The organism is Pirellulales bacterium (assembly GCA_019694435.1).
In the GTDB taxonomy this organism is placed as follows: Bacteria; Planctomycetota; Planctomycetia; order Pirellulales; family JAEUIK01; genus JAIBBZ01.
On sequence record JAIBBZ010000006.1, the window covers coordinates 196994 to 219655 of the forward strand.

General features: G+C 66.9%; 15 protein-coding genes. 8 read left to right on the top strand and 7 right to left on the bottom strand.

Annotation, left to right across the window (positions count from 1 at the left end; all coding sequences use genetic code 11):
* Positions 1 to 15: 15 nt before the first annotated feature.
* Positions 16 to 1389, top strand: coding sequence for a DUF1598 domain-containing protein (locus K1X74_07830; protein MBX7166244.1), 1374 nt, complete (start codon positions 16 to 18; stop codon positions 1387 to 1389).
* 117 nt (positions 1390 to 1506) lie between these two features.
* Here the strand turns inward: K1X74_07830 and K1X74_07835 are convergent, their stop codons facing one another.
* The 4 genes from K1X74_07835 to K1X74_07850 form a co-directional block, all read right to left on the bottom strand.
* A complete protein-coding gene (locus K1X74_07835; protein MBX7166245.1) occupies positions 1507 to 2841 on the bottom strand; it encodes a DUF4147 domain-containing protein in 1335 nt (444 codons plus the stop codon).
* Between the two features lie 61 nt (positions 2842 to 2902).
* Entirely contained in the window at positions 2903 to 3931 is a 1029-nt protein-coding gene (locus tag K1X74_07840; GenBank protein MBX7166246.1) for an ABC transporter permease, read from the bottom strand.
* A gap of 12 nt (positions 3932 to 3943) precedes the next feature.
* A complete protein-coding gene (locus K1X74_07845; protein MBX7166247.1) occupies positions 3944 to 5452 on the bottom strand; it encodes a sugar ABC transporter ATP-binding protein in 1509 nt (502 codons plus the stop codon).
* Between the two features lie 37 nt (positions 5453 to 5489).
* Entirely contained in the window at positions 5490 to 6548 is a 1059-nt protein-coding gene (locus tag K1X74_07850; GenBank protein ID MBX7166248.1) for a sugar ABC transporter substrate-binding protein, read from the bottom strand.
* A gap of 198 nt (positions 6549 to 6746) precedes the next feature.
* On the opposite strand from K1X74_07850, the gene K1X74_07855 reads away from it, so the two are divergent.
* From K1X74_07855 to K1X74_07865, 3 genes are read left to right on the top strand one after another with little or no spacing between them, the layout of a single operon-like run.
* Positions 6747 to 9845 carry a PSD1 and planctomycete cytochrome C domain-containing protein gene (locus tag K1X74_07855; GenBank protein ID MBX7166249.1) on the top strand — a complete coding sequence of 1033 codons (3099 nt, stop codon included), beginning with the start codon at positions 6747 to 6749 and terminating at the stop codon, positions 9843 to 9845.
* A 39-nt stretch (positions 9846 to 9884) separates the two neighbouring features.
* Positions 9885 to 11363 (top strand): DUF1501 domain-containing protein, encoded by a 1479-nt coding sequence (locus K1X74_07860; protein ID MBX7166250.1) that lies wholly within the window; start codon positions 9885 to 9887, stop codon positions 11361 to 11363.
* Entirely contained in the window at positions 11360 to 12268 is a 909-nt protein-coding gene (locus K1X74_07865) for a DMT family transporter (protein ID MBX7166251.1), read from the top strand. Before K1X74_07860 ends, K1X74_07865 begins: the two co-directional genes overlap by 4 nt.
* Positions 12269 to 12303: 35 nt before the next feature.
* Here K1X74_07865 and K1X74_07870 read toward each other — a convergent pair whose 3' ends face one another.
* The 3 genes from K1X74_07870 to K1X74_07880 all read right to left on the bottom strand — a co-directional run bounded on the left by K1X74_07870 (position 12304) and on the right by K1X74_07880 (position 17424).
* Positions 12304 to 13257 carry a site-2 protease family protein gene (locus K1X74_07870; protein MBX7166252.1) on the bottom strand — a complete coding sequence of 318 codons (954 nt, stop codon included), beginning with the start codon at positions 13255 to 13257 and terminating at the stop codon, positions 12304 to 12306.
* A gap of 130 nt (positions 13258 to 13387) precedes the next feature.
* On the bottom strand, positions 13388 to 15019 hold the full coding sequence (locus tag K1X74_07875) for an HDOD domain-containing protein (GenBank protein ID MBX7166253.1): 1632 nt from the start codon (positions 15017 to 15019) through the stop codon (positions 13388 to 13390).
* 200 nt (positions 15020 to 15219) lie between these two features.
* On the bottom strand, positions 15220 to 17424 hold the full coding sequence (locus tag K1X74_07880; protein ID MBX7166254.1) for a penicillin acylase family protein: 2205 nt from the start codon (positions 17422 to 17424) through the stop codon (positions 15220 to 15222).
* Between the two features lie 287 nt (positions 17425 to 17711).
* Between K1X74_07880 and K1X74_07885 the strand changes: the two genes are divergently transcribed.
* The 4 genes from K1X74_07885 (at position 17712) to K1X74_07900 (ending at position 22644) form a co-directional block, all read left to right on the top strand.
* On the top strand, positions 17712 to 18671 hold the full coding sequence (locus tag K1X74_07885; protein MBX7166255.1) for a sugar ABC transporter permease: 960 nt from the start codon (positions 17712 to 17714) through the stop codon (positions 18669 to 18671).
* Entirely contained in the window at positions 18668 to 20029 is a 1362-nt protein-coding gene (locus K1X74_07890; protein MBX7166256.1) for an extracellular solute-binding protein, read from the top strand. Before K1X74_07885 ends, K1X74_07890 begins: the two co-directional genes overlap by 4 nt.
* Positions 20022 to 20840, top strand: a complete 819-nt coding sequence (locus tag K1X74_07895; protein MBX7166257.1) for a carbohydrate ABC transporter permease — start codon at positions 20022 to 20024, stop codon at positions 20838 to 20840. The genes K1X74_07890 and K1X74_07895 overlap by 8 nt, the downstream gene beginning before the upstream one ends.
* A gap of 172 nt (positions 20841 to 21012) precedes the next feature.
* The gene (locus K1X74_07900) at positions 21013 to 22644 is read left to right on the top strand and encodes an alkaline phosphatase (GenBank protein ID MBX7166258.1); all 1632 of its coding nucleotides are present in this window, start codon (positions 21013 to 21015) and stop codon (positions 22642 to 22644) included.
* Positions 22645 to 22662: the final 18 nt, after the last annotated feature.

Below are 22662 nucleotides of genomic sequence, written 5' to 3' on the forward strand. Positions count from 1 at the left end.
GGAGAGCGTGGCCGTATGCGTCGCCCCACTTGGTCGAACTTCTCTCTGGTCGGTCTGGTCGTAGCCGCCGTGGCGATCCTCGGCCCGTCACGCGGCTACGGCCAGACCGCCGGCAGCTTTGCCGGTGTCGTCGTCGACGCGCAAGGCTTGTTGCGGACGCAATACATCGATGACCCCAGCGGGGTGCTGATGCGCGAACGCACGGCGGCAGCGCGGGCCACGCTCGCGGCCGACGTGGCCAAATCGAGCCCGCGGCGGATGGTCTCGCTCACGCGGCTCGAAGCGGCGCTGGCCAAGCGCCTGGACGAAGGGCTGCGGCCGACTTCCGAGATGCTCAACCTGGCGGGCCTGACGCGGGTCGAGTTCGTCTTCTACTATCCGGCGACGCGCGACATCGTGCTGGCCGGGCCGGCCGAGGCCTGGTCCGCCGATCCGGCGGGGCGCGTCTGCGGCATCGAGTCGGGCCGGCCGACGGTCGAGCTGCAGGACCTGATCGTAGCCTTGCGGATGTATCCACCGAACAAGAAATCGAACACCGTGATCGGCTGCTCGATCGATCCGACGCGCGAAGGGTTGCAGCGGATGCAGCAGTTTCTCGCCGAGGTCGGCAGCCACGCGACGCCCAACGACACGCAGATGATTGTCGATGGCCTGCGGACAAGCCTGGGCCTGCAACAGGTGAGCGTGATCGGCGTGCCGCCTGCGACCCACTTCGCTCAGGTGATGGTCGAAGCGGACTACCGGATGAAACTGATCGGCATCGGTTTGGAAAAGCCGCCGATCAAGCTGGCCAGCTATGTCGACAAGGCCAATGCCTCGGCCCGGAATGCGATCCAGCGCTGGTACTTCGTGCCGGATTATCAATGCGTCAAGAGCGCCGGCGACGGCCTGGCCATGCAACTGGTCGGCGACGGCGTGAAGCTCGTGGGCGAGAACGAGGTCGTCGGGGCCGATGGCGCCCGCTCCTCGTCGAACTCGGCCGACCGGGCCAGCGAGATGTTCGTTACGGGCTTCACGAAGAAGTACAGCCAGTTGGCGGCCAAGAGCCCCGTGTATGCCCAGTTGCGCAACCTGATCGACCTGGCCGTGGCGGCGGCATTCATTCAGGCCGAAGACTACTACGGCAAAGCCCGTTGGTCGCTGCCGGTGTTCGGCGACGAGCAGAGATTCGCCGTCGAGACCTATACGACGCCCGTGCAGGTCGAAACGGTCTGCACGAGCGTCTGGCGCGGTAACCGCTTGCTGACGCCCGTCGGCGGCGGCGTGCACATCGAGGCCGAGCAGGCTCTGACCCCTCAGCACGTCATCGACGATGAAGACGGCGCCGTGGGCCAGGCCTACGAACAAGTCAAACTCGAACTGGCCGACGGCCAGTGGTGGTGGGACTGAACGGCCCGGCAATCGCTGGATCGAGCTTGTCGCTCCCGTCATTAACCCCCGGCGAATTGCTGGGGGTTAATCGTTTCGATCAGCGCGCCGCGCAATGCAGCGTTCATTGCTCAGAGGCTAATTGGCCCGGCGGTCGACCAATACGACGCGCAAATCGCACACGTTCGTGTGCGTGGGCCCGGTCTTGAGCAGATGGCCCGTCTGGTCGAAGAACGGGTACGCATCGTTGCGCCGCAAGTGTTCGCGCGGGTCGAGCCCGCGGTTTCGGATCGCGTCGGGCAACGACTCGTCGAGCCATGCCCCGGCGGCGTCGGTCGGGCCATCTTCGCCGTCGGTGCCGCCGGAGAGGAGTGCGATGCCTTCGATGGCGTGCCTGGCACCGGGCGAAGCTGCGAGCAGATCGACGAGCGCGGCCAGCACCAGTTGCTGATTGCGGCCGCCGCGGCCGCGCTCGGAGACTGGGGCCAGCTTGACGACCGGCTCGCCGCCGCTGATGAGACAGTCGGGCCCGGGGCCCGCGCGCATCACTAAGGCCCGCCGCGCCAGCGCGCGCCCGATGTCGTCGGCCTCGCCCTCGAGCGTGGTTGCGGCCTCGAGCAGATAGGCATAGCCGCGACGGACCGCTTCGACACCGGCCGCGTCGACAGCCCGGGCATTGTTGCCGATCAGGTGGTTGGCCACCCGCGCCGTGACGCGCGGCGCAGGTCGCCCTTGCGCCGAACGCAGCAGCTCAAAGACCGGGGCGCCGATCCCAGCTTCGTGGGCTCGATAATGTTCCAGAATCGCCAGGGCGTCGGCCGGCGTCGAACGGTCGGGCACCGTCGGTCCCGAGCCGATCAAGTCGAGCGGGTCGCCCAAGACGTCCGAAATCACCAGATTCACGCATTGCCCGGCCCGGCAGGCGGCCGCCAGCCGGCCCCCTTTGATACGGCTGAGTTGCTTGCGAACGATGTTCAGCTCGGCGATGTTCGCACCGGCGCCGCTGAGATGTCGCGTGAGCGCCAGCTTGTCGGCCAGCGTGATGCCGGATGCCGGGGCGGGCAACAGCGCCGACGCGCCACCGGAGATCAGGCACAGGCACAGGTCGTGCGGCCCGAGGCCGGCAACCAGCTCGAGAATCCGCTCGGCGCCGGATACGCCCTCGGCGGTCGGTTCGTTCACCCCGGCCGGACGGGCCGCATGCAAATGAATCGCCGCGAGCGGCCGCACGCAATCGGCCGGCACGTTGATCCAGCCTTGGACCCGTTTGGCCGCCAGGAGTTCCGGTCCGAGGATCGCTTCGAGTTCGGCTGCCATGCCGGCGCCCGCCTTGCCCGCGCCGACCACTGCGATGCGCTCGATGCGCGTCAAGTCGATCACGTCGTCGCCCACGGTCAACAGCGAACCGTCGAGCGCCACGGCGTCGCGCATCAGGCGCTCGGAACGAACCGCCGCAAGACCGGCTTGCCAGATGGCCAATGCGTCGTCGCGCAGTTGCGTCCAGGGGCGTGGGGTGGAGACGTCGGCCACGCGGCTATTCCCGTTTGGCCAACAGCCCGTTGACGACCAGTGCCACGAGCAACACCGTGCCCAGGAGCATCGGGCGAGCCAGATCCTCGATCCACTGCACCTGGTTGAGGCCAACTTCGAGGACCGAAAAAGTGATCACGCCGATCGCCGTTTTGAGCATGCTGCCTTCGCCGCCAAAGAGGCTCGTGCCGCCGAGTACAACGCAGGCCACGGCGTCGAGCAGCAGGTCGGCATTCTGGTCCTGGCTGACGCTGCCCAACCGGCCGGCATTCAACAGCCCGCCGAGCCCCGCCGTGACCGAGCTGATCGCCAGGCAGGCGACGACGATTGTGCTGGTCTGCACGCCGGCCAGTCGTGCGGCCTCGCGATTGCCGCCGGTCATGTACACGTAGCGACCGAAGCGCGTGTGCTGGAGCACGACGTGGCCCACCACGAACACGCCGACGGCGAGCAACGCGCTGTACGGCAGCTCGCGAACGTCCGACAACGGAATCCCTTCGTTGCCCAGTTGTCCCAGGACCGTGGGCACACGAAATGTCTCGCTTTCGGTCAGCCAGCGCGACATGCCGGCCGCCACGTTCATCATGGCCAGCGAGATGATGAAGCTCGGCAGCCGGGCCCAAACGGTGAGCAGGCCGGTCGCCAATCCGAACGCCAGGCACGAAACCAACGGCAGCAGGAGCACGCGTGCCACGCCCGATGCGGTTTCAGCGTGCCCGGGTCCGGTGATCCAGCGGGCAAACAGCCAACCGCAAAAGCTCGCGGCCCAGAGCGCGACCATGCCGACCGACAGGTCGATCTCGCCGCAGAGCAAGACATAGGTCAGCCCCACGGCGACGATCCCCAGCACGGCCCCCTGGCGCAGCACCTGCACCAGCGTCGCCTGACTCAGGAAGTTGTCGGTCGCCAGCAGGAAAAACACCATCAGCACAGCCAGGCTGGCCAGCGGCGCAATGTCGCGCGGCGACCACCGCCACCAGCGCGCCGCGGCTCGCGGCTGTGCTTCACCAGGCTCAGTGGGGAGGGATTCCATCGTCATGGGTGCTCAAGCGTGGCGCATCAGCGTGGCCTTGTCGACCGTCGCGTCGACAAACTCGTGGGTCAATTGCCCCCGCCGAAAAACGCAAATCCGATCGGCCTGGGCCAACAGCAGCTCGGGCTCGATCGAGGCCAGCACCACGCCGGTGCCCGAGGCCTTGAGCTGACCGACCAGGCGCATAATCTCGTCCTTGGCGCCGACGTCCATGCCGCGGGTGGGCTCGTCGAGCACCAGCACGCGCACCGGACCCAGCAGCCATTTGGCCAGCACGACCTTTTGTTGATTGCCGCCCGACAGGTTGCCGACGGCCAAGCGCGGCAGCGCCGGCCGGCAACCGACGCGCGCCAAGAGCGGCGCGGTGACTTGCTCTTCGCGCCGCCGCCACAGCCAATTGCCCACGGCCGCGCGCAAATGCGCGAGCGTCACGTTCTTGTAGATCTCGGCACGATGAAACAACGTCTTCGATCGATCGGCGCCGACCAGGACGACGCCCCGGGCAATCGCTCGATCGGGTCGCCCCGGGGCCAGCGGCCGGCCGTCGACCTCGATGGTTCCGGCGTCGGGCTCGAGTCCGCCGGCCAAGGTTTGGGCCAGCTCCTGGTGACCGGCGCCGACAAAGCCGTACAAGCCTAAGCACTCGCCCGGCGCGACTTCGAGCGACACCGGGGCAAAGCTTCCCTGCCGCGCCACCGCGCGCGCCGCCAGCGCCGGTGGCGCCGGGGTGCGCGGTGGCAGCCGCGTGGCGGTCTCGTAGCCTACCTCGGCCGTATCGAGCCGGTGGCCGAGCATGGTGTGGATCACATAGTGCTTGTCCAACTGCGCAGCGGGCGTCGTCTCGATGCGGCGGCCGTCGCGCAAGATGGTGACCCGGTCGCAGATCTCCAGCACGTCTTCGATAAAGTGGCTGATGAACACCATGGCAACGCCCCGCTGGCGCAGCCGGCCCACCAGGTCGAACAGCCGCCGCGTCTCGGGCGGGCTCAGGGCGCTCGTCGGTTCGTCGAGGATGAGGACCCGCGCGCCGCTGTGCAGACCCCGGGCAATCTCGACCATTTGCCGCACGACCAACGGGCAACGATCGAGCCGCTGGTCGACGTCGATCTGAATCTCGAGTTCGGCCAGATACTCCCGAGCCCGGCGGCGCATGCCGCGCCAATCGATGCGCCCGCCGAAGGCCGTGGGCTGCCGGCCCAGGAAGAGATTCTCGGCCACGGAGAGCTGACCGATGCCGGACAGCTCCTGGTAGACCATCGCGATGCCGTGGGCCAGCGCGTCCTGGGGGCCGGTCAACCGCAGGGGCGCCCCGGACAGCTCGATCGTGCCTTCGTGGTCAGGCAGGGCACCGGCCAGGATCTTCATCAGCGTGCTCTTGCCGGCGCCGTTGCTGCCGACCAGACCGTGGACCTCGCCGGCATGCAAATCGAGATCGACGCCGGCGAGCGCCGTTTCGCCCCCGAAACGCTTGCCGATACCGCGGCACGCTAACAACGGAGCTGGTGCAGTGACGGGCGACATGCGTACGGCTGCGGCAGGCCTGGTGCTTGGCGACGGGCTAGACGAGACAGTGGCGCGGGTCGGCGAGGAAGAACATGGCCTCGAGATTGCCGCTTTCACGCGAGACCAAGGGGCCCGGCGTGATGATCTCCAGCGGCACCGTGTCGGCCGCCTCGGCGTTGCGGACGATGAACTGCCCGGCCACGAGGGCCGTCATATGAATCAAGCAGACGGGATTGACCGTCGTGGCGGCCAATATGCCGTCGCGCACAGCCTGGAGACCTTCTTTCTGACCGTCGACGGCCGTGATGACCATGTGTTCGTGCGGGGTTCCCTGGACCGCGCCGACACAGGCCAGGGCCATGTCGTCGCTGTGGAAGAACGCCCCCGCAATCGGCTCGTTCGATTGGTTCAACAGGGCCTCGAACGCGTTGCGCGCCTTTTGTTTTTCCCAATCGCACCAACGCACGCCCCCGCCCATGACTTCGACCTCGGGATACTTGGCCACGACGTTCAGGAAACCCTGGTTGCGCCCGCGAGCCCCGCTGTGGGCGTCCTTGCCGCCGATATGGATCACCCGGCCGCGGCCGCCGATCTTCTCCATCAAATAGCGCGTGCTGCTTTCGCCCATGAACACCTGGTCGGGCATCACCTGCAGCCAGACGCCCGTCTCACGCATCGCTGCGCGGTCGACGAGCATCGTGTCCATCGAGATCACCGGGATGTTGCGCTTTTTGAGTTTGCGCACGGGGTCGGCGAGCGAATCGATCTGCACGGCCTGAAAGGCGCAGAAGTCCCAATCTTGATCGACGATCAGGTCGATCTTTTCGCGCTGCTTTTGCGAATCGAATTCACCGTCGAACCACTCGACATCGACGCCCAAGAGCTGACCCCACAGCTCGGCCGTGTCGCGTCCCAGCTTGCACCAGGTGCTCTGCAGCCCGGCGTTGCTAAACGCGGCCCGCAGCCGGCGCCCGCCCGCGGCCGGCGCGCTGTCGGCGCTGGTTTGAGGGCTCGAGCCGCTGCAACCGGCCAGCACGGCGCCCAGGCCCATGCCGGCGCCGGTGGTCAAGGCTTGCAGCAACGTGCGACGATCGGTCCGCGACGGTGATTCCACGCGTGCTCCTCCGGTTTCAGCGCGACTTAAACGATTGTCCCCCAGCAGGTTGACCAATCTAGGCACCGGAAGCGCGGCCACGCAAGCCGCGGCCCCGGCGTGTTTGTTCGGCGGGCCAATTCCGGCTACTCTGAACGTGGTCGAGTTCCTGCCGAAATTGGCCTGCTCATCCTGCCCGCGGGCCTCGAGAGACGTACCATGCAACGACGCGTGTTGACGCTGGTTTGGGGATGGGTCGTCGCGCTGGGGGTCGCGCCCTTGGCGGCGGCCGAGCCGTCGGCTGCGGTCGATTACACCCGGCAGATCCGGGCCATCCTGTCGAACAACTGCTTCTTCTGCCACGGCCCCGATGAAGCCGAGCGCAAGGCCGGGTTGCGGCTCGACCGGCGCGACGCGGCGCTGGCCCCGGGCGAGTCGGGCAGCGCGCCGATCGTGCCGGGCAAGCCCGACGAAAGCGAGCTGGTCGCGCGGATCGAATCGGCCGACGACGAACTGCGCATGCCGCCGCCGGCGACCGGCAAGACGCTCTCCGCCGAGCAGAAGCGGCTGTTGCGGGAATGGATTGCCCAAGGCGCCGAATACCGCGAGCACTGGGCCTTCGTCGCGCCCCAACGTCCCGAGCCGCCGGCCGTGCAAAACGCCTCGTGGCCGCGCAACGAAATCGATCGCTTCGTCCTGGCCCGGCTCGAAGCCGGGGCCCTGGCGCCTGCGGCCGAGGCCGATCGCGCGACGCTCGTGCGCCGGCTCACGCTCGACCTGACCGGCTTGCCGCCCACTCCCGAGGAAGTCGACCGGTTCGTCGCCGACGAGCGGCCCGACGCCTACGAACAGCTCGTCGCGCGGCTGCTCGAGTCGCCGCACTACGGCGAACGCATGGCGCTCGAATGGCTCGATGCCGCGCGGTTCGCCGATACGCACGGCTACCACATCGACTCGGGCCGCGACATGACCCGATGGCGCGAATGGGTGATCGAGGCCTTCAACACCAACCTGCCGTTCGATCGCTTCACGATCGACCAGTTGGCCGGCGACCTGGTGCCTAACGCCACGCTTGAACAGCAAGTCGCCAGCGGGTTCAACCGCAACCACATGATCAACTTCGAAGGGGGCGCGATTCCCGACGAGTATCACAACGCCTATATCGTCGATCGCGTCAACACGACGGGGGCCGTGTGGCTGGGCTTGTCGGTCGGCTGCGGGCAGTGCCACGACCACAAGTACGATCCCATCTCGCAGCGCGAGTTCTATCAGCTCTACGCGTTTTTCCACCAGGTCAAAGAAAAGGGGCTCGACGGCAATTTTGGCAATGCCCAGCCGCTGGTGCGGGTGCCCACGCCCGAGCAACACGACGAACTCGAACGGATTGACCAGGAACTTGCGGCAATCGACCGGCAGTTCGACGATGCCTGGGCCGAAGTCGATGCGGCCCAAGCCGCTTGGGAAACCGCCTTCGCGGCCGGCGCTGTCGCATGGCAGGTGCTCACGCCCACGAGGGCCCGAGCCGAAAGCGGGGCAAACCTGGCGTTGCAAGACGATCAATCGCTGTTGGCCACCGGCGAAAACCCGGCCACGGAAGTCTATGAGTTAGTCGTGCCTGCCCCGCAGCAACCGCTCACGGCCATCCGGCTCGAGGCGCTGACCGATCCCAGCCTGGTCGATGGTGGTCCGGGCCGTTCGGCCAACGCCAACTTCGTGCTCAGCGAATTCCAGCTCGAGACGGCACCGGCCGGCGCAGCAGATGCGGCGCCCCAAGCCGTGGCGCTGGCGGCGGCCGAGGCCGACTACTCGCAGCAGGACTACGACATCGCATTGGCGATCGACGGCAAACTCGAGACGGGCTGGGCCGTCGACGGCGGGACGAAGCACGAAAACCGCACGGCTTACTTCTACCCGACGGCGCCCTTGGTGCCCGGCGCGGACACCGAGCTGCGCATTCGACTGCGGTTCGCCTCGGTGTTTGGCCAGCATGCGATCGGACGGCTGCGGCTGGCAATGACCTCGGCCGTGCAGCCGCGCGCGAGCCAGCGCCCGCCCGACGCGGTCGTGGCGACGCTCGCCAAGCCGATCGATCAGCGCACGCCCGAGCAGGCGGCCCAACTGCGGCGCTGGTATCGCCAGCACGTCTCGCCCGAGGGTCAGGCCCTCGACGCCCGGCGCAACGAACTGCGCGAGCTGCGTAAGCAGACCGAGAAGCGGGTGCGCACGGCGATGGTGATGAACGATGATCAGCCGCGCGACACGTTTATCTTGATGCGGGGTCAATACGACAAGCCGGGCGAGAAGGTCTCGCCGGGAGTGCCCGCCGCGCTGCCGCCGCTGCCGGCCGGCGCGCCGGCGAATCGCTTGGGACTGGCCCAATGGCTGGTCGATCCGTCGCACCCGTTGGTCGCGCGGGTCATTGTGAACCGCTACTGGCAGATGTATTTCGGCACGGGCCTGGTCAAGACATCCGAAGATTTCGGCTCGCAGGGCGAACTGCCCAGCCATCCTGAGCTGCTCGATTGGCTGGCCACGGAGTTCATCCGCAGCGGCTGGGACGTGAAGCACATGCAGCGACTGATCGTGCAGAGCGCCACGTATCGCCAATCGTCGCGCGTCGCGCCCGACGCGCATCGGACCGATCCCGAGAACCGGCTGCTGGCCCGGGCCTCGCGGCTGCGGCTGCCGGCCGAGTTCATTCGCGACCAGGCCCTGGCGGCCAGCGGGCTGCTCGATCCGCGGATCGGCGGGGCGAGCGTTTCGCCCTATCAGCCGGCCGGCCTGTGGGAAGAGTTGGCCTCGCGCGAGGACGGCAAGAATTGGACCGCGCAAGAATACACGCAGAGCCACGGCAGCGACTTGTACCGGCGCACGATGTACACGTTCTGGAAGCGGACCAGCCCGCCGCCCACTTTGGCGACGTTCGACGCACCGGACCGCGAGACGTGCACAGTGCGCCGCGCACGAACGAATACGCCGCTGCAGGCACTGATCCTGATGAACGATCCGACCTACGTCGAGGCGTCGCGCAAGCTGGCCGAGCGATTGCTGACCGAAGCCGGGCCGGGCGTCGACGATCGGCTCGCGCTGGCGTTTCGCCTGGCCACGGCGCGGCGGCCCGACGAGCGCGAACTGGCCGTGCTCCGGCGCGTGCTCGACGAGCAGTTGGTCGCCTATCGCTCCCGGCCCGAAGCCGCCGAGGAATTGTTGCACGTCGGCGAATCGGCGGCCGCGCCGGTCGACCCGGTCGAGCTGGCCGCCTGGAGCGTGGTGTGCAGCATGATTTTGAACCTGGACGAAACAGTGACCCGCGGTTGATCGAGCCGCACATCGCAGCCGCGAGCGAAGGACCTGACGATGAACCTGCCGCACGAATACGCCCAATTGCTCACGCGCCGAGCACTGTTTGGCCGCACCGCCGCCGGCCTGGTGGGCGGCATGGGCGCCGCGGCCCTGGCCGGGCTGCTCGATGCCCGCGCTCTGGCCGCCACGAGCGAAGACACGCCAGGCACCCACGGCAGCTTGCCGAAATTGCATCATCCGCCGCGGGCCAAGAGCGTCATCTACCTGTTCATGTCGGGCGGGCCGTCGCACATCGATCTCTTGGACTACAAGCCGCAGTTGCGCCAGCACCACGGCGAAGAATTGCCGGCCAGCATCCGCATGGGGCAGCGGATCACCGGCATGACCTCGGGCCAGAAATCGTTTCCCTGCGTCGCGCCGATGTTCAAGTTCGCGCAGCACGGCGAATGCGGCGCCTGGCTCAGCGAGCTGCTGCCGCACACCGGTGACGTCGCCGACCGCATGGCGATCGTCAAATCGCTCAATACCGAGGCCATCAACCACGACCCGGCCACGACCTTCTTGCAGACCGGTAGCCAACAGCCGGGCCGGCCGAGCCTCGGGGCATGGCTCAGCTACGGCATCGGCAGCGAAAACGCCGATTTGCCGGCCTTCGTCGTGATGATTTCGCAAGGCAGCGGCAATAAGACCGATCAGCCGATCTTCTCGCGCTTGTGGGGCAGCGGCTTTTTGCCGTCGCAGCATCAAGGCGTGCGGCTCCGTTCGGGCCGGGACCCGGTGCTCTATCTTTCGAACCCGCCGGGCATCGCGGCCGAAGACCGCCGGCGGATGCTCGATGGCGTCGGCGAGTTGAACCGCATGGCGCACGACGCGTTCGGCGACCCGGAAATCAATACCCGGATCGCGCAATACGAGATGGCCTATCGGATGCAGACGAGCGTGCCGGAGTTGACCGACCTGTCGACCGAGCCGGCCCACGTGCTCGAGGCCTACGGCATCAACGACAGCGGCGTCGACGGGGGCTTTGCCCGCAACTGCCTGCTCGCGCGGCGCATGGTCGAACGCGGCGTGCGATTCGTGCAGCTCATGCACCGCGGTTGGGACCAACACAGCAACCTGCCCACGCAGATTCGCGGGCAGGCAAGCGATGTCGACCGGCCCAGCGCCGCGCTCGTGGCCGATCTGGCACAGCGCGGCCTGCTCGACGAGACGCTCGTCGTCTGGGGCGGCGAGTTTGGACGGACCGTCTACAGCCAAGGCTCGCTCACGGCCGACAACCACGGCCGTGACCACCACGGGCGGTGCTTCTCGATGTGGCTCGCCGGCGGCGGCATCAAGCCGGGCATCAGCTACGGCGAGACCGACGATTACTGCTACAACATCGTCAGCGACGGCGTGCACGTCCACGACCTGAACACGACGATCCTGCACCTGATGGGCATCGACCACAAGCGGCTGACCTACCGTTTTCAGGGGCGCGACTATCGTCTCACCGACATTCACGGCAACCTCGTGCCGGGACTGTTGGCTTGAGCGACGGTTCGCCGGCCCCTAGTGCGGCGCACGACGCCGCCGCGACCGGACATCGCGGCGACCTCTGGGCCGCGCGGGCGTGCGTTGTCGCGGCTGCGCTGCTCTGGAGCACGAGCGGACTGTTCGCCAAGGCCCGGATCTTCGACGATTGGGACCCGGCGACGCGCGGACTGTACCTGGCCTTCTGGCGCGCGGCGTTTGCGGCCGGGGTGCTGCTTCCCGCCGCGCGGCGCGTGCGCTGGCATGTGCTGCTGCCGGTGATGATCGCGGCCTTCACGGCCATGAACGTGCTGTACCTTTCGGCCATGGCCCGGACGACGGCGGCCAACGCCATCTGGCTGCAGTGCACCGCACCATTTTGGGTGCTCGTGCTGGGACCGTGGGTGTGGCGCGAGCCGTTTGATCGGCGCAATCTCCTGCCGCTCGCTTTCGGCGCCGCGGGAATCGGCCTGATCCTGGCCTGCGAGCTGCAATCAGGCACCTCCGGCGCGAGCCGGCAGGGGCTCTGGTTCGCCTTGGGCGCGGGGGTGGCGTATGCCGTGGTCGTGCTCTCGCTGCGGGCCTTGCGCGGCGAGCACCCCGTGTGGCTCGTGGCGCTCAATCATCTGGCCGCGGCGCTGGCGCTGGCGCCGTTCGTGTTGCGCGACGGCCCTTGGCCATCACCGGCTCAACTGGGCGTGCTGGCGGCGTTCGGCGTGTTACAGATGGGCGTGCCGTACGTGCTCTTTGCCCGCGGACTGCAACACCTGCCCAGCCAAGAGGCGACGCTGATCGCGCTGTGCGAGCCGGTGCTGTTGCCGGTCTGGGTGTGGCTGGCTTGGGGCGAGGTGCCCGCCTGGTGGACCCTGGCCGGCGGGGCCTTGATCCTCGCGGGACTGCTGCTGCGCTATGGGCGCCGCGGATAAAGAGGTCGCACGCGCCCGATCGATCGATCGAAGGGCTACGCCTCGCTGATCAGCACCGGCGTAAAGCAGAGAACCGGGATCAGGAAGCTTGCCAGTCCGATCACGGTGCGCGTCCAGCCGAGCGGCAGCTCGTCGTTGGCCGTGGGCGGATGGTCGACGCCCATCAACAGCACGAGCATCACCATCAACGAATACGAATAGTTGTTCGACACCACCATCGCGACGATCGCCGCCATCAGCACGCCCCGGGCCAGAAGGTGCGCGCGGCGGCTAAACAGGGCATAACTCACGTGACCGCCGTCCAGCTGGCCGAGCGGCATCATGTTCAGACCCGTCAGCACGAGGCCGAACCATCCGGCCTGCAATTGCGGATTCATCCACAGCTCCTGACCGTAGGGCAATTCGGGACGGAGCCAGGCAGTGAGCCAGGTGATCAAGAGCGGATCGCCAAAATGAAGCGTGGCCAGGGCGGCATGCCCTGCCTCGACTGGCCGGGCAATCATGATGCCCCAGGCGGCAATCGGGATCGCGACGATCAACCCGGCAATCGGACCGCTGAGCCCGATATCGAACAGTTGTTTGCGGTTACCCTGGTGGTCGTATTGCACGATCACCGCGCCCATCGTGCCGATCAACGACGGAAACGGGATGAAGAACGGCGGGCTGGCCGGTACACCGTAGCGCACGGCCTGTAAAAAGTGGCCCAGCTCGTGCGTCAGCAGGATGCCCATCACGCCGAACATGTACACCTGGCCGCCCACGGCCCAGGTCGTGTAGCAGGTGGCCAGGAACAAGGCCAAGGCCAGCCCCCAGCGGCGCGGCGGCTGCCGGCGCTCGCCGAGCACCTCTTCGAGGGACAGGCCCTCGTAGGGATTGCGAACAGGCCCTGGGCCATGCACACCGCTGGCCGGATGCAACGGCGACGGGTGCACGCGATCGGTCGGCGCGGCCGACTGGCTCGAGCTGGCAATGTGCGGAGGAATGCTCATCAACGACCGATCCGGCGAACATCCGGGCCTGCGGGGAGGCCTAACCTACCACACCATTGTACGCACGGGCTAGCGGCGAGGATCGCGGCCTTACGCTGCGGCCGCGCAAAGGTCTTGCCGGGCAAGGCGATCAGTAGATTTCGATGCTCTTGGCGCTGTCGCCGCCGGCGGCCTGCGCGCCGTACAGGCAGCGGTCGGCCTTTTCCCATAGATCGGCCGGCCGGAAATTCTTGGAGATAATCGAAACCGCTGCGGCCCCGATGCTGACCGTCACGGCCGGCTTGCCCGCATCGAGCTGGGCGAAATTGCGCACCGTGCGGGCAATCGCGCCGGCGATCTCGGTCGCGCCGCGCCGTTCGACGCCGGGCAACACGACCGCCAGCCGAGCATCGCGCGCCGCCAGCACTACGCATTGCGATACGTCGAGGCCCTGACAGACTTCTTCAAGCATCGACTGCCAGGCCTGGCATTGCTCGATCCCATAGGCAAACGCCAGCGCGGCATACTGGTCGATTTCGACCAGCAGCAAACTCAAGGGGCAACGCGCGGCACGGCAGGCGGCGGCCGCCGCGGTCAACTGGCCGATCACGGCGGTCTCGCCCGAAAGGTTCGCAGCACGCGGCAGGCGCGATCTCGTGACGGTCGCCAGGGCAGGGCGTTCGACCGCCGGCGCGAAAGAAGCCTCTGGCGCAGCGAGCGGTCGGGGCGGCGCCTTGTGCGTGATCCGGGCCACGGCCGCCGACAACGATTGCATTTCGTCGAGCAGTTTTAACCCGGCCGTTTGTTCGCGATCGGCCGCTTGCCGCGCGCGGAGCAGGTCGCCGGCCGCATCGGTCGCCGCCGAGACCAACTGGGTATGTGCCCGGGCGAGCACGTCGCGATAGTCGACGCCTGTCGGCATCTCGAGCGAGAACACGCCGGCCAGTTGCCCGACTTTTTCCTGAATCGTGGCTGCGACCCGTTCGAGTTGGCCGCAATGCAAGTCTTGCCGGAATCGCGCGCCGGCGTCCAAGAGCTCGTCGAGGGCCCCGGGCCGCTGGTCGACCAGCACGCGCACCATGAGCTCGGCCAGGTAGACGATTTGCGGCAGCGCCGCCTCGGCCGCGGGCCAGGCCAGCACGGTCTCGATGCTCGTGGGCAGCTCGATCCCGCGCAACAGCACCTCGGGCAGTTTCCAATGGGCCAGCAATTGTCGGCTGAGCTGCGTGTGATCGAAGCCCACCAGCTCGCGCTCCAACTGGAGCAGGTTGCCGCCACGCTGGCGCACGGTCGCCAAGAACTCGATGTAGGGCTGGCCGATTTCCTGAATCAGCACGAGCAGCCCTAGGTCTTGCAACAGGCCGACGAGAAAGGCCTCGTCGCCGTGGGCACGCCATACGGACTGGCCCAACTCGCGGGCCGCGACGGCCTTGATCAAGGCTCGCCGCCAGTAGTCGCTGAGCAACTCGCCGGCCACGTTCGTGAACAGGTTGTCGGGCAGACTGAAGCCGAGCACCAGCAGCTTGAGCGGCTTGATGCCCAACAGGGTGATCGCCTGACCGAGATCGCGCACCGGCTGGCTGAGGCCAAACAGCGAACTGTTCACGACGCGCAGGATCTTGCTTACCAAGGCCGGATCGCGTTCGATCGTCGCCTTGAGCTGCAAGGTGTCGACTTCGGCGCGACACGTCAGTTCGAGCACCTCGACGGCCACGGCCGGCAAGGTGTAGAGCGTCCCGGCGCGTTGCACCAGGCCGTCGAGCGATTGCAAGGTGTCGGTCATCGATGCCGTTGGTGTGCGCGCAAGTGGGGCGGGAGAGGGGCGTTGGACTGCCCGCTTGAAGTCCTGCCGCTGGAAAACCTTAGCTCACAACGGGCCCCGACTCTGGACCGAATTGCCGAGCGGTGGGGCGGCGCAGGTTGCGCTTGCGCGGGGCGCCTCGGCACAATCGCCAGGACCGGAACGCCAGGACCTTTCGCAAATCACTCGGGCGAAAGCAGCTTGTACCGGCCCGACGCCCAGCGCGCGATATCGTTCTTGTACCAGCGCGAGAACCGGCTTTCGCTCGTGCCGCCGGGGACATTCGTCCACGCTTCCTGGCGGCTCATGTCCGTCACGAAGTGGTAGCTGGGGGCGAACGTCGTTTCGCGCGTCGCGGAACGCAGCAGATGCCCCTGGAACGGAGTCGCGAAGCAACCAGGCATGGGCATCTCGGCCGTGTGAAAACCGAGCGCCCGGCCGACGAACTTCGTCTCGAAGAACCGGTTGGTGAAACAAAATGCGTTGGTCACGGCCCACGGCTGCTCGGGCTCGATCGAGAAACCTTCGGCCGCCTTGCGGATCAGCTCGCCCTTGTCGTGCCCTTCCCACCAGTGCGAATGCTCCTGGTGCAACAAGCGGTCGATCAGCGTGATCACCATGCTGGAAAAGCCGACGCGGGTGCTGAGATACAACATCCGCCGCCAACCGATGCCGCCGCTGTCGTGATCGGTGCCGAAGATTTGGAGCAGCACCTCGCGATAGAACCGGGAAAACAGCGTCGCCTCGTAACTGTTGGGCGTATAGCTGCAATCCCAGTTCGCCAGGCGGTTCTTCAAATCGCCCTCGGGCAGGTGCGGCAGGAACAGGGCCACCATGTCTTGGGCCTGCGTGCTGACGACGTCGTATTGCAATTGCTGCATGTCGTCGATCGTCGCCGAGGTCAATTCCGTGAGCCGCGTGTCGATCCGACGCTTGCGATAATCGGGCACCGGCAACGTGACCAGCGGCTGCATGTCCGGCGGATTGCAGGCCTCGTTGGCCGACGAGACGAACCCGCTCGGCGGGTCGTATTCGCCCGGCAGCAGATGCGTCGGGATGAGTCCTTGCCAGTGATTGCAAGGATCCCAGGCCGGAACCGGAAGCATGCCGTTGTGACCTTCCGCTCGCAGCGGAAAGCAACCGCTCGCTTGACGCCCGATGTGCCCCTCGCGATCGGCCAGCACCCAAGACAACGTCGGTTGGGGGCACTCGCGCACGAGATCCATCGCGTCGCGCACCGTGGGGCAGCTCACCAGATCGAGCCACACGCCGAGCCCCGCGCCGACGCCTTCCTGGTGCCCGGTCCAAGCCGTCGAAAGGTAGAGGCCTGGACCTTCGGCCTGGGGATCGGCGTCGAGCGTGCCGAGGTCGTTGAAGAAGACCGGCATGGTTTCGTGGGCCTGCCCCTTACGGAAGATCGTCTCTTTGCGGACGTCGAAGGGGAGCCACCGCTCGCCGCGACGGTACAGCGGGGGCGCGTCGGCTGTTTCGCCTGGGCGACAATCCTCGATGAAGTAGTCCGAGTTGTCGCCCTTGAAGTAGGTCACGCCCCAAGACAGCTCGGGCGTGCGGCCCACGGCCACCAACGGGCTGCCCGGCAACGTCGCGCCCAGCACATAGCGCCCGCCAAACCGCAGCACAGCCTCGTACCAGATGGCCGGCAGGCGATTGACTTCCAAGTGCGGGTCCGAGGCCAACAGGGCGCCGCCCGTGCGACTGCGCGTCGGCGCTACGGCCCAGGCATTGCTGCCGGCCAGGCGTGGCAGGTCGGTAATCAGCTCGAGCGCTTCGTCGGACAACCGGTTGCTGATCTTCACCTGCCGCAGCAGGTCGAAGTCGGCATCGTCGAACAGCGGTGCGAACAATTCGCGCAAACGCTCGGGCATGATGCGCGTTTGTGCCAGTTCCAGCAGCAGCCGCTCGTTCTGCAACTGGCCGACGACGAGCCCTCCGAAGGCCAGCAAGTTGCAGATCAGCAGCACCGATTGCTGGGTCCACGGCTGACGCTCGAAACCGACGGCCCACATGGGCAGCGACCGGCGCGACGATTTCAGGCCATCGTTCACGCCCTGGCAATAGGCTGTGATCTGGACGAACACGCGGTCGTCGAGCCGATCGATCTCGCGATCGAGCCACACGTCGAGGCCCGCGCGGCGAAAGAACCGATCGGTTTCGAGTAACTGCGGCTTGTCGGCGATCATCTCGGCCGAGCGCCCGCTCGCCACGGCACGGGCAAACAGCATCTGCGTCGGGCGATCGATCGCGTGCAAATAGCCGAGCGCGTACAGGGCGTCGGTCCAGGTGCGGGCCTCGATGTGCGGTACGCCGTTTTCGTCGCGCGCCGCCGTGAACGGCCTTCGCGGATTCTTGACCTTCAGGGGTTTCATGGCCGGTCGTGTAGCCAACCGTCTGCTCCCCGGAAAACTCTTGCTACTGGGAATTACCATGGGTATACCCGCCTCGCTGTGACACGCTGGCACAGCGTGACCGCCCGGGGGGTGCGCACCGGCGGGCGGGCCATTTCCTTAAGGCCTGTCTCCATGTAGCTTGCGAACTGCACGGATGTGGCGAAAAGGGCTCAAAAAGGTTGCAACCGCGCCCGGTTGTACCGATTCGGCCGATTGCAGGTCCGCCCAAGGCTGTCATCGCTCGGCTCGCCCGGTTACCCCGTTCTATGGCGCAATTTCCCCGGCAATCGCGACGCGAACTTGGCACGGCGGCCTGGTTTTTGGCGCCCTGGTTCATCGGTTTCCTGGCGCTGGTTGCGTATCCATTTCTGGCGACGCTGTGGTGGAGTCTGTGCCGCTACGACCTGCTGTCGCAGCCGCGGTTCGTGGGCCTGGACAATTACCGCCGGCTGTGGGGTGAACTCGGCCCCGGCGGGCGGTTTGGCGAGGCCCTTTGGAACACGGCTTACTTTGCGGCACTTTCCGTGCCGCTTTCGATCATCTTGGGAGTCGGGCTGGCGACGTTGCTCACCTGGAACGTACGCGGACGCAGCGTCTACCGGGCGTTGTTCTATTTGCCGAGCGTCGTGCCGCTGGTGGCGGCCAGCCTACTGTGGATGGCCCTGCTCGATCCCCGTGATGGTCTGGTCAATCATCTGCTGGGGAGCGTCGGCCTGGGCGGGGCCGGCTGGTTCACCAGCCCGCGCACAGCCGCCTGGCCGGGCGACTGGCTGCGCGGTACCTGGGGCTTCGGTTCGAAAGACGCCCTGGTGCTGATGAGCGTCTGGGGGCTGGGCAATTTCCTGGCCGTCTACCTGGCGGCGCTGGCCGACGTGCCGGCCGAGCTGCACGAGGCCGCAGCACTCGACGGCGCGGGGCCGCTCCGCCGGTTTCGGCACGTCACGCTGCCGCTGCTGACGCCGGTCATCTTTTTCAACCTGATCATGGGCCTGATCCATGCCGTGCAGGCGTTCACGCAGGTCTATCTGGTGAGCCAAGGGCAAGGTTCGCCGGCCGGATCGCTGTCGCTGTTGTCGCTGCACCTGTTTCAAAGCGCGTTTCGCGAGCTCGACATGGGCTACGCGTCGGCGATGGCCTGGACGGTGCTCGTCGTGGTCGTGCTGCTGACCGCGCTGTTGTTCCGCGGCTCGCGGCGCTGGGTCTTCTACTCGGGAGCCGCGCGATGAGCCCACGGCTGCTGCGCGGCGTCGCTTGGGCCCTGTTGGCCGTCGGTCTCGGCGTGCCGGCCGCATGGAGCGCGCTCGAAGATCGTCCGGCCGTGCCACCGGGGCGCAGCGAGGTCGTGTTCTGGCATTTCTGGGGCGGCAAGGAGCGCGCTGTCGTCGAGCAGATCGTCGCAAGGTTCAATGCCGCGCAGCCGTGCTACCTGGTCCGCGCCGTGGCGGTGCCGGGCAACAATCTCGACCTGAAATTCTTTCTCAGCGTCGCCGGCGGCGATCCGCCCGACGTGCTCAACCAGGACGACCCGATCGTCGCCGATTGGGCCGAGCGCGGCGCCTTGGTGCCCTTGGACGAAATCGCCGGAGCGCAGGTCACCGCGCAGCTCGACGACTGGTTGTTTCCCGCGGCCCGGGAACTGGCCGTTTACCGCGGGCGCTACTATGCACTGTGCAACGGGCTCGACATCCGCGCGCTGTATTACGACGCCGAGCTGCTGACGCAGCTCGGCGAACAGCCCCCCCAGACGATCGATCAGCTCGACGCGCTGGCCGCGCGCATCGCCCCGCCCGAGCGGCCGGGCTTGCCCCCGCGGATGGGCTTTCTGCCCGATCCGCGCCGGCTCTGGGCCTGGGGAATCGTCTTCGGCGGACGCTTCTACGATCCGGTCGAGCAGCGGGTGACGGCCGACGACCCGCGGATCGTGCGGGCCCTCGAGTGGATGGCCTCGTACAGCCGCCGGTACGGCGCCGACCGCGTGGCCGCGTTCCGCCAGGGCGATCAGGCCTTCAGCGGCTCGTCGTTTCCGTTGCTCGAAGGACGTTATGGCCTGTTAATGGACGGCCAATGGCGCGTGGCCGAAATCGAAGCCGTGGTCCGTGCGGCCGAGACCGCCGGCAAGACTGCACCGAGGATCGGCGTGGTCCCGTTGCCGGCGCCCAACGACGGGTGCACGAGCGCCGGCTGGGTCAACGGCAACTTTTTCGTCGTGCCGCGCGGCGCGCGCAATCCACAAGGCGCGTGGGCCTTTATGCAGTTCTGGTCGGGCTTCGGCGGGCACGAGGCGGCCGCGGCCGAGACGTGCGTGGCCGGCGGGTGGATTCCGGCGTCGCCGCAAGTGGTCAAGCAGCCGGTGCTGGCCAGGTATCAGAGCGAACATCCGCTGTTTGCGGCGTTCATCGAACAAGCGGCCAGCGACGCGCAAGTGCCGACACCTTCGATCCCCGGCGCGGCGACGCTGCTGTTGGAAGTCAATCGCGCGGCGGAAGACGCACTGTATCGCGGCGCCGATCCCCGGCGCGTGCTGGCCGAGGTGTCGCGCAGAGCGCAGTTGCGCGTCGATGAGGTGCGCCGTGCGCATGAATAAGCCCCCGTGGTACGCACATCTGGTCCTGGGCACCTTGGCGGCGTGCTTTGCAGCGCCGCTGGCGTGGCTGCTGTTGGCCTCGTTCAAGACGCCCGAACAGATGCTGGCCGAGCCCTACGCCTGGTGGCCCGATCCCTGGCGGCCGGCCAACTATCGCGACGCACTGACCTCGATGCCCTATCTGACCTACCTGCGCAATTCGCTCGTGCTCTGCGTGGGCTGTGTGTTGGGCACCCTCGCGGCGTGCGCCCCGGCGGCATACGCATTTGCCCGCCTGCGGTTTCCCGGACGCGACGTGCTGTTCGGATTGCTGGTCGTCACCATGCTGCTGCCCTGGCATGTGACGATGATCCCGCGGTTTGTGTTGCTGCGCTGCTTGGGGCTGTACGACACGCCGTGGGCCATCATCCTGCCGACCTTTCTCGGCGATGCGTTTTTTATTTTTTTGTTGCGGCAATTCTTTCGCGCGATCCCCGAGGAGCTGTCCGAAGCAGCGCGGCTCGATGGTTGCAGCGAACCGGGGATCTTCTGGCGCATCGTCTTGCCGTTGGCGCGTCCGGCGCTGGCCACCGTGGCACTGTGGCAGTTCGTCGCCACGTGGAACGACTTCAGCAGCCCGCTGCTGCTTCTGAACGACCCGCGCAGGTTGCCCCTGGCCTATGGCCTCGAGCAGTTCACCAGCAGCTATTCGAGTCAGACTCACCTGCTGTTGGCGGCGGCCGCAATGTTCACACTGCCGGTGGTAATCGTGTTTCTGCTCGCGCAGCGGGCCTTCATCGCGGGGCTGGCCACCAGCGGTATCAAGGGCTGACGCGAGACGCGCCGCGATTCACCCGATCAAGTGCCATACCACGAGTCCGGCCGCTAGGGCGGCGCGTACGGCTCGACTAATATGGACCTAACACCACCGCCGCGAGCAATTCGCTACACTCTCGGCGGTCACCTCACGAATTGCGGACAGAGACGAGAGATGGGGACGAGAGATGGGATTGAAGAGACGCTGTTTTCACCTGGCCCTGGCAACTCTGGCCACTTGCGCCGCGACGGCGCACGCCGATGATTTCGTCAAGCAAATGCAGGCCGAGGCCATGTCGACCGGACACGCAACCTGGGGACATTGGGGCGCCGATCCGGCGAAGTACACCGCCTGGGCCCAGCACAGCAACCGCTTGATCCCGATCTATACGTTCGGTCTCACGCTCGACGCGGTGCGCGGCGAGCATAGCCCGTATCGCGATGCGGCGCGGATCGAAAAGCTGTACGGCTACCTGCCCGACGGCACGCTCAACCCGGCGGCCGAATACTTCGACCAGACCGACGTCTATCACCTGCAGAAGCAAGCCATCGCGGCGGGCAAGAAGCGCGTGATCGTGATGGTGTTTGACGGCATGGATTGGCAAACGACGCGCAACGCGGCCATCTACTACTCGGGCCGCGTGGCCTACAACGAAGGGCGCGGCACCGGGTTGGCCTTTCAGGACTATCGCGGCGTGACGACCGATTACGGCTACTTCGTCACCAGCCCTCACAACGAAGGGACGCTGGCCGACGTGAACGCGCAAACGCTGCTCAACCCGGGCGGCAAGCTGCGCGGCGGATACGACGCGATGCTCGCGGGCGACGCTCCCTGGTCGACGCCGAGCGACGTCGAATATGCGATCTCCAAGAGCGCGGCGCGGATGCACGCTTTCACCGACTCGTCGTCTTCGGCCACGAGCCTGTTTGCAGGCATCAAGACGGCGAACGACGCCGTGAACACCGACGCGGCGGGCAAGCCGGTTGAACCGTTGGCGTGGGAGCTGCAGCGCGACGGCTGGGCGATTGGCGTCGTGACCAGCGTGCCGATCAGCCATGCCACGCCCGCCGCGACCTATGCGATCAACGTGAATCGCGACGACTTCCAGGACTTGACCCGTGACCTGATCGGTCGGCCGTCAATCAGCCATCCCAACGAGCCGCTCGCGGGAGTGGACGTGCTGCTGGGCGGCGGCTGGGGCGAGATCAAGCTGGTTGACGCGGCGCAGGGCGACAATTTCGTCGCCGGCAATCAATATCTCGCGGCCGATGACCTGGCGGCGGTCGATCATGCCAACGGCGGGCGCTACACGGTCGTCCAGCGCACCTCGGGCGTGCCGGGCAATCGGGCCCTGGCCGACGCGGCGCGGCAATCGCTGGTCGAGGGCACCAGGCTCCTGGGCTTGTTTGGCGTCCGCTACGGCCACTTGCCGTTCCGTACGGCCGACGGCAATTACGATCCCGTGCCGGGTACCAAGCGGCAAAAGGAACAATACAGCGACGCCGACAAAACCGAGAACCCCGACCTGGCCACGATGGCCGTCGCGGCGCTCGACGTGCTGGCTGCCGATGCGGAAGGCTTCTGGCTGATGGTCGAGGCCGGTGACGTCGATTGGGCCAACCACGACGACAACATCGACAATTCGATCGGCGCGGTGTACAGCGGCGACAAAGCGTTCCGCGCCGTCACCTCGTGGATCGAAACGCACGGCGGCTGGGACGACACCGCCCTGATCGTCACGGCCGACCACGGGCACTATTTCTTTCTCACCCAGCCCGAGGCCTTGCTTGGACCGAACGCGCCGAGCGCGAATCCGTGAACGTGCGGCGGCCGCAAC

Bases quoted from the DNA above. Each gene is read 5' to 3' on its own strand.
- K1X74_07855 (MBX7166249.1), top strand. From the start codon at position 6,747: ATGCAACGACGCGTGTTGACGCTGGTTTGGGGATGGGTCGTCGCGCTG.
- K1X74_07845 (MBX7166247.1), bottom strand. From the start codon at position 5,452: ATGTCGCCCGTCACTGCACCAGCTCCGTTGTTAGCGTGCCGCGGTATC.
- K1X74_07830 (MBX7166244.1), top strand. From the start codon at position 16: ATGCGTCGCCCCACTTGGTCGAACTTCTCTCTGGTCGGTCTGGTCGTA.
- K1X74_07895 (MBX7166257.1), top strand. From the start codon at position 20,022: ATGAATAAGCCCCCGTGGTACGCACATCTGGTCCTGGGCACCTTGGCG.
- K1X74_07875 (MBX7166253.1), bottom strand. From the start codon at position 15,019: ATGACCGACACCTTGCAATCGCTCGACGGCCTGGTGCAACGCGCCGGG.
- K1X74_07860 (MBX7166250.1), top strand. From the start codon at position 9,885: ATGAACCTGCCGCACGAATACGCCCAATTGCTCACGCGCCGAGCACTG.
- K1X74_07900 (MBX7166258.1), top strand. From the start codon at position 21,013: ATGGGATTGAAGAGACGCTGTTTTCACCTGGCCCTGGCAACTCTGGCC.
- K1X74_07880 (MBX7166254.1), bottom strand. From the start codon at position 17,424: ATGAAACCCCTGAAGGTCAAGAATCCGCGAAGGCCGTTCACGGCGGCG.
- K1X74_07890 (MBX7166256.1), top strand. From the start codon at position 18,668: ATGAGCCCACGGCTGCTGCGCGGCGTCGCTTGGGCCCTGTTGGCCGTC.
- K1X74_07870 (MBX7166252.1), bottom strand. From the start codon at position 13,257: ATGAGCATTCCTCCGCACATTGCCAGCTCGAGCCAGTCGGCCGCGCCG.
- K1X74_07840 (MBX7166246.1), bottom strand. From the start codon at position 3,931: ATGGAATCCCTCCCCACTGAGCCTGGTGAAGCACAGCCGCGAGCCGCG.
- K1X74_07885 (MBX7166255.1), top strand. From the start codon at position 17,712: ATGGCGCAATTTCCCCGGCAATCGCGACGCGAACTTGGCACGGCGGCC.